Consider the following 11,660-nt stretch of genomic DNA (forward strand, 5'->3'; position numbering starts at 1 on the left):
GCTTCGCTGAAGCCGTGCTTGCGGCATAGATCCTTCACCGCCACGCCGGCTTCCGCCTCGCGCAGGAAGCCGATGATCTGCTCTTCGGTAAAACGCTTCTTCACGTCCAATCTCCGTCGGTTGGGGGATTGGACTCCAAACGGCCGTGCTACTCAAAACCGGGGGGACGTCGACTGGCCTGAGCTAGCACAGTCGATCGCATTTACATACGTCAAATTCTTGTTGATTGACCCATTATTTAAAATATGCTATCAAACGGGGGCCATCCATGTCAGATGTATGCACGGGGCTCAGGAGTATAAATGCTAAATGGACTTTCCGAGGATGCATGCACAATATGGGGCGCAAACCACGACGACTATTCACTACTAAATTTAGTGGTGAGAGTATTGCGTGGAGGGACGCGTGATAATTCGTTTAAACGTTAACCTAAACTGTACTTAGTCGAACGAATTGGTACGCGAACCGTGTAGGTGAAGGACTTTCGTGCAAGGGTTACATCGAGCATTCAAGCTTTGGTGTAAAAATATCTTGGCCATAAGGAGATTCTGCATCATGTTGAAACTGATCACGAGAAGTGTAACTGTCCTAACCGATGAACAGACCGCTTTGGTCAGCGGTGGTGTGGTTAAACCAAATGTGGCAGGCAAGGCCGCAGCCGATACAGCGGGTGGCAACGGCTGTGCTAGTGGCGCATGTCAAAGCGACAACTGCCAAAGTAGCCTCTGCGCAAGCGACGATTGCATCAGCGGGGGCTGCGCTAGCAACGACTGTGCAAGCGACGTGTGCGAGACAGTTACAAACTGTGGTGATCAAACCGACGGCTGTAATGCATCGGATGGGGGTACGTGTCAGCAATGTACTTGATTTAGGTCTTCGCCAAGGAAGGCAATTCATGAATCAGAAGCGGGGCGTCAATGTGCCGGCTTTCAGCTGACGTGTTGGCGCCCCTTTTGTTGGATCCAAATATCATCAATTGAGGTTGCCTCGAGTTCTGTCAAAGTAACGAAAATAGACTCATTTTCCAATATCCATAAGAAACTCTGGCTAACTTGTGGCTTTACAAAGCCGCGCCTCAGGCTTGAGATTTTCCTCGCCGAGCTGTTAAACGGAACCGAACGTGTTGAAACTTATCACGAGAAAAGTCACATTATTAATGGATGCGCAGCCCACGCTGGTCAATGGAGAGCATTTGCAATGAATGTCTGTAAACAGAGCCAAAGCAGTAAGCGCGGGGAGCGGCTTGATCAAATTTTCACATCTTGTGTCGCCAGCATGCCCTCTCCAGAGCAATGCAAATACCCAGGCATATCCAAGGGGGCAGCCTTTTTCGCGTTCTTTTTAATGGAGGCGGCAAGACGCCTCAATAATCCGGCGCTATTGGTGAAATCCGTAACATACGTGGAGCGTGCCATGGAACTCATCAATGAGCGTCCAGCATCAAGCTCACTCTACCAAAGTTTACCTGGAGTAGCTTGGACTGTGCATGCCATATCTAAAAACCATTCTATAGAAGGGGCTGCGGAAGTAATTGAAGACGCAAATCAGGTGATTTTAGCATCAACACAGGCAATAGAGCTCGACGCCAATCTGGACGTTATCAATGGCGTAGCCGGAATTATCATTTATGCCCTTCGCTGTATGACACGTGATCAGCAGAAAGTGCTCTTTCATAACATAGGGCAGTGGCTGACGAGGCGTTTCAATTACTGGTCAAGCGATGATCCAATATCTACGACAACGCGTCGATCGCCAGAAACAAATCTTGGCGTCGCACATGGAGTTCCTGGGCTACTAAGCGTGTTGGCGAAAGCAAATCAAAAAAAATTGTTGGAGGTCGACTTACAAAAATTGGTTAAGGACGGATTCGATTTTATTTGGAACTTTTCTGTGCCGGAACGAGAAGGCGGGTGCTATATGCCGCATTTTCAAGATCTGGTTACACAAGGAAGGCTTGCCTGGTGCTACGGATCTTTAGGGGTCTCCTTCGCATATCTTGCTGCAAGCGCTACATGGTCTGCAAATAATGACAGGGCTAATCAACTTATTGCCTCAAGCGTACTACAGTATGAACACCCTAGTAGTCAACTCAACGATGCATCGCTTTGCCATGGCACTAGCGGCGCTGCTTTTTTGTTCTCAAAACTTGCGAATAACAAGAATATCAATGACGAAATACGCCTTAAGGCATCCGGCGTAGCAGAACAAGCAATTGTTAAGTCCATGTCGCAAGCAATATGGTCTGATAACTATGTGACTTTTCCTTATAAATCTGTTGACGGGATTACGGATCCAGCCTCTTTTCTTGAAGGTCGTTACGGTGTCGCACTGGCATTAGATGCAACGGAGCGGGACGAGATGCCAATCTGGGCGGAGTGGCTAGCGGTCTAATGCCGGCGTATAAAATCAATCCAATTAGGTTTGATGCGATGGCGTCAGAAGGGGCCCCATGGAGCGTGTAACATCTACAGACCGACAGCGTGAGATCGATTTTTTTGTTGATCGTTTCACTCGGCAATTCTATCCCTCAAGCACTGGGGTGATCTTTTTTGGCTCACGAAGCCGAGGAGCGGAAACAGAGACGTCTGATTTTGATCTCTTTGTATTCAACAGCAAAATACAAAAGCCCTATCGCCAGCACAGATATTTGGCCGGCTGGCTGTTTGACGTATGTGTGATGGATTCATCTTCATGCCTAGCTCTTTGCGAGTTACAAAGGGCCAAGCGTTTAGACTACTACGCTAGTGTGGTACGCAGTGGCCGCGTGCTCCGGGATGAGGATGGCGAGATAAGTAAGTTAAAAATTCAATTAAACCAGCTCATGGAATCCGAAATCACACCGCCAAATTTTGATTTTCTGAGATTAACTATTACATGCGTCTTAAATGATATCGAGGGGTCGAGGAATCGATTCGAATATGTAACTTCTTGCACGGAACTATATCAAACACTAATGAAGTGTCGCTATCTTATTACACATCGCGGCTATGGCATGTCAGTTTATTTGACTAAAATCTTCCTTAAAGAGGACCGGTCGTTTGCACAAGATTTGCATACTGCATATGTAACGGCAGTTAGCGGCAGCCATATACCCCTAAGGCAGATGGCTGCGACAATGTTGGAAACTATTGGCGGCAAAGTTAAGGATGGCGAGAAATTTCCGCTCGTTATTTAGAGTCAGTGAACAAATATCGCTAATGGAGTAGGAGGAGGAATGCGTCCAACATTATTCCGTAAACAGGTTGAGGCCAACTTAGCTGGTCGAAACTATGGTTCAATACGCATAGCATCACCTGTTAGCCACTCTGTTTGGGCTGTGTGTGCGATAGCTTTTTGCTCGATAGTCATTATGTGGCTTATAAGCGGGACTTACACTAGGCGATTTCATGTATCTGGTGAAATTATTGCGAGTCAAGGAATCTCTAATATCGAGTCGGCTTCCTCGGGTGTAGCGACAACGGTATTTGTTCATGAGGGAGATAGCGTAGATATTGGCTCACCTCTAGTATCAATATCAGAAGATAAGTCGAGTAATGGCGCAAATGAAGTGCTTCAAGATGTGGTTGCTAAGCTTCGTATAGAAAAAGAAAGCCTTTTGGATGCTAATCGCAGCATACAAGCGTCGGCAACGGCTCAGGAATTCGATTTGAAAACCCAAATCGACGCGCTACAAAATCAGATTGATCATAATGCAAAAGAAGTGTTTATAGATAAACAGCAAATAATATTAGAGAAAGGGATTATTGAAAAATTGCAGCCGCTTTTGACGAAAGGATACGTTTCCCCGATGCAGGTAAGTCAAGAGACTTCCACGCTATACACAGCGGAAGGCGCCGTCGAGCATGCTTCGGCACAAACAGGCGCACTTAATCAGCAACTTGGAAGCTTAACATCTCAGTTAAAGCAGGTTCCATTCACCACAACAGAAAAGCTTCGCGAGAATCAGAGGAGCATTGCCCAGATCGATGAGGCGATCGACAAAGCCGATCTTGATAAGCAAATTGTGATTCGCTCCCCTCAACGGGGGGTCATTTCTTCGTTGCTCGTGCATCCAAATCAGGCTATTGATGCTCAAGAAATGCTTATGTCAATTACGCCGTCGGCTGGCGAGCTTCAAGGCGAACTTCTAGTTCCTAGCACATCAATGAGCATGATACGACCAGGACTTAGTGTCGCGATCCACTTTCCTGCATTTCCATTTCAGAAATTTGGCGTTTTTAGGGGCAGTGTACTGAGCGTATCGTCAAATGTGCTGGATGCGACGCAGATTGGTCATCTATCAGGTAAACAGGCGTCCATTCAAACTGAGCCCTCCTACCGCGTACTTGTCAAACTTCCCGCCCAGTCAATAAGTATCTACGGCAAGAGCGAGCGGCTGATGCCTGGCACCGCCATCGACGCAGACATTCTGCTTGAGAATCGCCATCTTTATGAGTGGCTGTTTGAGCCGCTTTATACACTTAGGCGCCATATGGCGGAAGACAAAAAATGACGACCTCAACGAATCGCAACGATCATAAAATGGAAAATGGGGAACCTTTGGTCCAGGAGCGGGTGGGGGGCTTAAATTTTAATTTTAGGAAAAGCGTCCCTGTAATTTTACAGACCGAAGCTGCGGAGTGTGCCCTCGCGTGCCTGGCCATGGTGGCAGGTCACTATGGTTTCCATACCAACTTGTACACGTTAAGGGCAAAGTTTCCTTCTTCACTACGCGGCACTCGGCTTAGCGATCTTATCCAAATGGCTGAATCACTAGGCTTATCTGCAAGGCCCGTAAAGGTAGAAGCAAGCGATGTAAAACAATTATATATGCCGTGCATATTGCACTGGGATCTTAACCATTTCGTTGTACTGACACGTGTATCAGGGAAAAAAATCAACGTTATTGACCCAAGTTTCGGCGAGCGAGCGTTGAGCGTCGATGAGTTTAATCGTCATTTTACAGGCGTGGCACTTGAACTCGCACGTGGCCCCGAATTTACTCGATCGCCTAAGCGGCCGCCGATCTCATTGAGGGCATTAGCAGGCTCAGTCTCAGGTCTATCAAAAGGACTCTTTCAAGTATTCTCTCTTGCGATAGGTCTAGAGGTTTGCGCTCTGCTCGCGCCACAATTTATGCAAGTGACAATGGATCAAGTGTTGGCAGATAAGGATGCTGGTTTGTTGACGCTGCTAGGAATGAGTTTCACAGCACTCCTAGTTATACAAGTCGCCTTGACCGCACTGCGTACATGGACAGTAGTTTGGATCAGCACACATTTTAGCCTGGGCTGGTCAGGAAATGTATTTCACCACCTTGTTCGTTTGCCAATGGAATATTTTTCTAAAAGATATCTTGGCGACATCATATCGAGATTTGGCGCTATTGCGACTATCCAACAGACTTTAACAACAAAATTTGTTGAAGTAGTTCTAGATGGCGCAATGGCAATGATCACTGGTGCAATGCTTTTTTTTTATAGCATACCTCTTGCATTCACAACGCTCGCATTTGCGTGCGCATACGCAGGTGCACGTGTCTTGTATTTTCGAGTGTATAGGGAAGCAAATCTTAGCCAAGTCGTTGTTGCAGCGAAGCAACAAGGAAATCTCATTGAGTCAATACGAGCAGTCCAGACTATCAAGCTGCATAACCAGACTGCCGAACGTACCGCGCAGTTTATGAATCTTACAGCAGAAACATTAAATACATCAGTAAAAGTACAAAAATTGGGCCTAGCCTTTGACGCACTTAATGGAATGACAACGGGCCTGCAAAAAATCGTTGTACTCTGGATGGGGGCATATCTCGCACTAACGTCCGAATTTACTATTGGCATGGTAGTAGCGTTTGTAGCCTACGCCGACCAATTCACAACGCGTTTTAATGGCTTGGTTAGTTATACTGTGCAGCTTAGACTACTAAGAATTCAAGGGGAGCGACTTGCTGACATTGTTCTAACTAAGCCAGAAACCAGCGAAGTTGGCGATTATACGGGGCCGATTTCGAATACGACGATCGAATTTTGCAATGTTACTTTTGGTTACGCCGAAGGCGAGCCACCAGTGTTACGTAATCTTAATCTGTGTATAAATCCAGGTCAGATTGTCGCTATAACTGGTGCATCTGGTTGTGGGAAAAGCACTATCGCTAAATTGGCGCTTGGGCTACTAGACCAACAAGATGGCGAGGTCTTATTTGGAGGCGTTGATATTCGGCACCTCGGTAAACGTCGTCTTCGGGAGGCCGCGGCCAGTGTGATGCAAGATGACCAGCTATTTAGCGGAACAATTTTTGAGAATATCAGCCTTTTCGATACCGGCGCAGACATAGAGCGAGTCCAGGATGCGGCTAAGCAGGCCAGAATTCACGACGAGATTTGTTTAATGCCCATGGGCTATCACACTATAATCGGCGATATGGGCTCTAGCTTGTCTGGCGGTCAACAGCAGCGACTGATATTAGCCCGAGCATTCTATAGAAAACCAAAAATTTTGATACTCGATGAAGCAACAAGTCACCTAGATTTAGACAACGAGCGCTTAATTTGCGATGCCGTTCGTGAGGCCAGGATAACAACAATTCTAATAGCGCACAGGCCACACACTGTTAACTCCGCTGATCGAATTGTTCGTTTAAGGGGCGGCCTAGTCGAAAGTGTAGATATAACGGATGAGCGGAAATTCGAAGTGATCTAAAGCAATATCGTTATTAAATTTGGCAAAGGAAGTATGTAAATGGATAAGATCGACGCTCGAAAAAAAAACAAGAAAAATGTGAACCTAAATTTCGATACAGGCCCGGTTGGTCTAGTGCGGTATCCAGTATTGCCATCTAGTGCATTTCGTCGGCTTGCCGCTTGTAATCATGAAGAACTTGTCGACTGCGTTCGATCATATGTAGCCATTCCGTGGATACGCGAGGCCTTATATCTTGCTTCGCCAGGACTATATGATCGCATCTTGATGTGGGAGCGTGCTGAGGGAAACTTTAATGGGCTTGAAATAAGCATCGCTCGCTATCTTTTGAGGATGTCCTTCAGAGCGACTCCCTTTGGTGGATTTGCGGGTGTAGCCGCATGTGAGGTAGGAGCGCAATCGCTATCGATAGTTGTTCCGAGCCGAGAAGCCATGCGTCGAGCAGTTCAGATGGATGTTTCCGTAATGGCATCTTTAGCAGACTTGTGCGTGGCGGATCCAACATTTGAAGATGTTATTCGCTTTTATCCAAATGACACGCTCGATATCGAGACGGCTTCACCTGTCTATGTAAAATTTGATCGCGGACATGGGGGGAGAAAAATTTACAGACGTATTGAGGTTGAAAGCTCGTTTGAGCTTCGCATGGTGCTCGATGCCGCCAAAATGGGATCAACTCGCTCTGAATTAGTCAGGCAACTATGCAATAGTCAACTTGCGGTCGACGCCAATGAAGCAAGAGAGTTTATCGACGAGCTTATTACGGCTCAAATTTTGGTCGCTGATCACTTGGTTGACATTACTAGTACGGACATGTTGAAGACATTGATCGAGTGTCTCGATATAGAAAGCGAATTTGTCTCCAAGCTTAATGCATTGCACGTGGACCTAGAAGTATTAAATCGTGAGCAAACCGCAGATGCAACTGACTTTTATAGGAGAATCGAAGATAAATCAAAATCTCTTTTCGCCAATAGCACTAGACGCACACACGTAAAGGTGGACTTATTTTGCGAAAACACCCAAAAAGTTCAGATTGATGTACATACGATTTCGCAACTTGAAAATATTTTGAGCGACCTATATAGCTGGAAGACCACGGATGACTCTTCACTGACTTTATTCAAGGAGCGATTCAGTGAAAGATATGGAGAGGCCGAGGTTGACCTGCTTCGGGTCGCAGACGATCTCGCTTTCTTCGGAGTTCAAATATCTGATGCTCCCCGGCCTATAATCACTCGCGGGTTCGAGCCCCACAGGAAAAAGCAACACAGCACCCCTAGACTTTTGGAGCGGTTATTATCAGCATCCCGGGTCTCGGCCGAGCATTACGTAACGCTGGAAGAGGATGACCTTTCTTTATATTCGAAGAGCGAAGGCATAGGCCCAAAGAGCAAAGGGCTTGCATGGATTGCTCTGTGGATGTCGGAAACTACTAATCGGCCCGTAATAGAACTGCGTGGTATCCACCCGCACCACCCTGGGCGCATCATGGGTCGCTTTTCAGGGCATCTCCCAACACTTAAAGATTATCTTTTCCAAAACGACTCCGACGATCACAGTCAAGATGCTTTGATAGTAGAGATTGTTCATTGCCCTCAGGATGGGTACGGCAATATTAGCGCGCGACCTACCTTGACAGAATATGAAATTGGCGTGCGCGCCGGACCTTCAGCCACGGCTTGCAGAATTCCTTTGCGTGATCTGGCGGTCAGCGTTTCATCTGGTCGTGTGCACGTTCGTTCGAAATCCATGGACAGACAACTGAATATTCGGATGAGTAACGCGCATAATTCTAACGCGCCAGGTTGCCTTCCAATTTATAAATTCCTCAATCTAGTTGCTCGACAGGACAGTATCTTTCCCGAGTTGGGGATTGCCAGAGATGCTCCCAACGCTCAGTTTATTCCTGGTCTCGTATACAAAGGAGTAATAATTTCTAGGCCGGGCTGGAAAATTTCTTCTCAGGACACCGAAAAGCTTCGTCGCACGCCTTTAAATAAGCGAGCCGATCTCATTCAGCACTGGAGAGCTACACGAAATCTTCCAGATTGGGTGGCGATTACGTCTTCAGATAATTCCATACCTTACCATTTGGACAGTGAGTGGATGGTTTTGGATCTTATTAAAGGCCTTATAAAAGCGGAAAGTACAATTCTTCGAGACGTCTTCCCTTTAGGGATGAACCCATTTTCTACAAATTGCGAGTACCACTCGCACCACGAAATTCTCTTGCCGTATTCACCGGCGATTAATACAATTAAATCAGCTTCAAAAGAGCTGATCTGTAACCCGGGTGATACGATTGCTCCGATTTGGAGCGAATGGGTTTTTTTTAAACTCTATGTACGCTTGGAAGATCAAGATCGAGCACTGACTGATTTAAAGCCGGTCGTGAGCGAAATGCTTGATGATGGACTCATTAATTGTTTCTTCTTTATCCGTTACCGCGATAAACATGGTGAGCACCTTAGACTTCGTTTCAAGGTGCCTAGTGGCTGCGCCATGTTAGCCGTGACACCCAGGTTGACTGATTTTTTTTCTGATAGAAGCGCTAGAGGGCATTTCACGGATGTCTGTGTGGCGACCTATGTTCGCGAAGTGTCAAGATACGGTGGAAGTGAAGCGCTCAATCTATGCGAACAGATATTTTGCCATGATAGCCTTTCTGTCATGAACGTTGTGGAAACTAGTCCCGATAAAAATATTTCCGTTGCCGTAGTTGCGCGAGCAACCGATAGTTTACTGCGTGCGTTGGGTCTATTGGATCTGGAGGAGCGGCTCGCCTTCGCTGCACGAGCAGCTGGGAACTTCGCGTCAGAGTTTAAATTTGAGTCGCCTGATCGGCATAGGGCAGGCGAACTCTATCGCAGCATTGGCAACGTTTTGCTCGACAGAGATTGTGATCAGGCTTCTAAAGAGTTTCAGCAGCGATGGACTTCTATTGCCGAAGTCTTTTCACAGCTACTTAATGGGCCTGGGGAAAAATTTGGCAAAGATCAACTGTATCGGATTCGATGGAGTATTGTGCACATGCGCTGCAATCGGCTGTTCAAGTCCGAAGCGCGACTGCAGGAGGCGCTAATGTGGGAATTACTACGAAGAAGTTATGTCAGTTTGAATGAACGGCTAAAATCCCGGCAATAGCAAAAATCGCCAAATGAATGCGATAAGAAAATTTAGTTTTGTTGGATTAAGACAGGCGTTGTCTGAGTAGAATTGAAGGGCGCCTGACGAAAATACGGGTGGCCCGGCGAGTTGGTTACTCACGTTAGCTTTAGAAGGTCTGGAAGCTGGAGGGCATCGTTATGAGGTTTAATTGGCTAGTAGCTGCATCATTGTCTCTACTTGTTATTACCAATGCCAATGCTAAGGACATAACCTGGAAAGCATCGCCTGGGTTCGAGGTAAGAGCTAGCACTACCTCTTTGGAGTCTTTGACAGGGGCGACAATCGATCTACGGTCGGCACCCGGCGTGACGACCTCTGGCTTCACCTACACAACCATCGACGCCGCTCCTTTACGGAAAAAGCGGGTGACTCTTTCGGGCAACATCGATGTGACGACGGGGCAGACTAATGGCGGCGCTGCAATTTTTCTGAAGTCATTCGGCCCCAGTGGAAAATTGGGCTTCGCCACCACCCAGAGCGGCGGACTGGTGAGTAATCATCAGCAGCGGGATGTCACATTAATCATCCCTGCTACCGCTACAAGCTTCACAGTAGGGATAGCCTTGGTGGGCGGCGGCGAGGCGAAGATTGATCATTTGCGAATGTCGACTGCTGGCGCGCCGCAAATTACTGCGAGCTATTTAGTTAGTACAGCAATAAAAGTTATTCAAGCAAATGCATTTTACGCAAACCGTATTGATTGGATAACTATTGAGCCACAAGTGCTCGATGCCGCCAAACGTATGCAGGATCCGTCGCAGGGCTACCCACTGATTATTGATATGCTTAATGCTTTGCAAGATCACCATAGTCGCTTATTGCCTATAGGTGAACAGACGGATCAATTCGAACATGGGCGTGCTCAAGGTAATCTCGATGTGCAGATATTGCCGGGGGACATTGGCTATATCAATATGCCTGGGTTTACCGGAACGAACAAAGCTGATGGTAACGCATTTGCCAGTACGGTTGCAGATGGAATCATAAGTATCGCTCCCAAAGTCAAGCATGGCTGGATTGTGGATCTGCGCCACGATACGGGTGGCAACATGTACCCCATGTTGTCTGGTCTACATTTGCTGTTAGGGACTGGAAAGCTTGGCGCATTTCGTGCGCGTAGTGGCGAAGAGACGCCTTGGGCAAGCGCGCTACCTGAAGGTGCTCAGGCGAGTCAGCCACTTCGTATTAATGATCCTGTGGCGGTTCTCATAGGTTCGAATACTTCCAGTTCAGGCGAAATTGTTGCCATTGCATTCAAGGGCCGATCAAACACCCGTTTTTTTGGTCAACCGAGTGATGGCCGAACTACAGGAAATTGTAATTTTCAATTACCTGATGGTAGTGGCTTGTCACTTGCCTGCTCCGTAGACTTGGATCGCAATGGTCATAGCTATGGTGATCGTGTAATGCCCGATGTTGACATAACTATTTCTAAGCGAGAACCGGATGCAGCGATGGCGGCTGCTAAGTCATGGCTTGAAAATAAGTAAGTATCCTCCCGCAAAGCCGGATTGAAGCGTCCTCGTTTTTCCGAGTCACCCGGAAGTAGAGGTAGTTGATGATGCCATGGCAAACGCGACGGGCGAGAGTCCGCCGAGTGAGCGATGGGGACGTTGATGGTTGTAGCGGTGGCGCCAGTCCTCGGTCATGCGGCGGACCTCGTGCAGGCTAGTGAAGACGTAGCGATCCAGGACTTCGGTGCGATACGTCCGGTTGAAGCGTTCGATGTAGGCGTTCTGGGTCGGCTTGCCCGGCTGGATGTGCAGCAGTTCGATGCCGTGGCGCTGGGCCCACTGCCGCAGCGCGGCGCT

The 11,660-nt window shown here is 47.4% G+C and carries 9 protein-coding genes; 6 read left to right on the plus strand and 3 right to left on the minus strand.

Annotation, left to right across the window (positions count from 1 at the left end):
• Together IHE49_RS18230 and IHE49_RS18560 are read right to left on the minus strand one after the other, a co-directional pair.
• A partial coding sequence (locus tag IHE49_RS18230) for a transposase (RefSeq protein ID WP_192160621.1) occupies positions 1–104 on the minus strand: 104 nt, incomplete at its 3' end.
• 1,143 nt (positions 105–1,247) lie between these two features.
• Positions 1,248–1,415 (minus strand): hypothetical protein, encoded by a 168-nt coding sequence (locus IHE49_RS18560; RefSeq protein WP_225578564.1) that lies wholly within the window; start codon positions 1,413–1,415, stop codon positions 1,248–1,250.
• Here IHE49_RS18560 and IHE49_RS18235 point away from each other — a divergent pair.
• From IHE49_RS18235 to IHE49_RS18705, 6 genes are all read left to right on the plus strand, one after another.
• Positions 1,345–2,391, plus strand: coding sequence for a lanthionine synthetase LanC family protein (locus tag IHE49_RS18235; protein WP_225578562.1), 1,047 nt, complete (start codon positions 1,345–1,347; stop codon positions 2,389–2,391). The genes IHE49_RS18560 and IHE49_RS18235 overlap by 71 nt on opposite strands.
• 58 nt (positions 2,392–2,449) lie before the next feature.
• A complete protein-coding gene (locus IHE49_RS18240) occupies positions 2,450–3,175 on the plus strand; it encodes a nucleotidyltransferase domain-containing protein (RefSeq protein WP_192160625.1) in 726 nt (241 codons plus the stop codon).
• A gap of 39 nt (positions 3,176–3,214) precedes the next feature.
• Positions 3,215–4,492: an HlyD family efflux transporter periplasmic adaptor subunit gene (locus IHE49_RS18245; RefSeq protein ID WP_192160627.1), complete on the plus strand. Its 1,278-nt coding sequence runs from the start codon at positions 3,215–3,217 to the stop codon at positions 4,490–4,492.
• Complete coding sequence (locus IHE49_RS18250) at positions 4,489–6,678, plus strand: peptidase domain-containing ABC transporter (protein ID WP_192160629.1); 2,190 nt, start codon at positions 4,489–4,491, stop codon at positions 6,676–6,678. The genes IHE49_RS18245 and IHE49_RS18250 overlap by 4 nt, the downstream gene beginning before the upstream one ends.
• Positions 6,679–6,717: 39 nt before the next feature.
• Positions 6,718–9,825: a lantibiotic dehydratase gene (locus IHE49_RS18255; RefSeq protein WP_192160635.1), complete on the plus strand. Its 3,108-nt coding sequence runs from the start codon at positions 6,718–6,720 to the stop codon at positions 9,823–9,825.
• Between the two features lie 329 nt (positions 9,826–10,154).
• Complete coding sequence (locus IHE49_RS18705; RefSeq protein WP_192160637.1) at positions 10,155–11,339, plus strand: S41 family peptidase; 1,185 nt, start codon at positions 10,155–10,157, stop codon at positions 11,337–11,339.
• A gap of 45 nt (positions 11,340–11,384) precedes the next feature.
• Here IHE49_RS18705 and IHE49_RS18265 read toward each other — a convergent pair.
• Positions 11,385–11,660: integrase core domain-containing protein (locus IHE49_RS18265; protein ID WP_192160639.1), on the minus strand; the 276-nt coding region annotated here is incomplete at its 5' end.

Origin of the sequence: Rhodanobacter sp. 7MK24, assembly GCF_014842995.1 — a bacterium.
Classification (GTDB): domain Bacteria; phylum Pseudomonadota; class Gammaproteobacteria; order Xanthomonadales; family Rhodanobacteraceae; genus Rhodanobacter_A.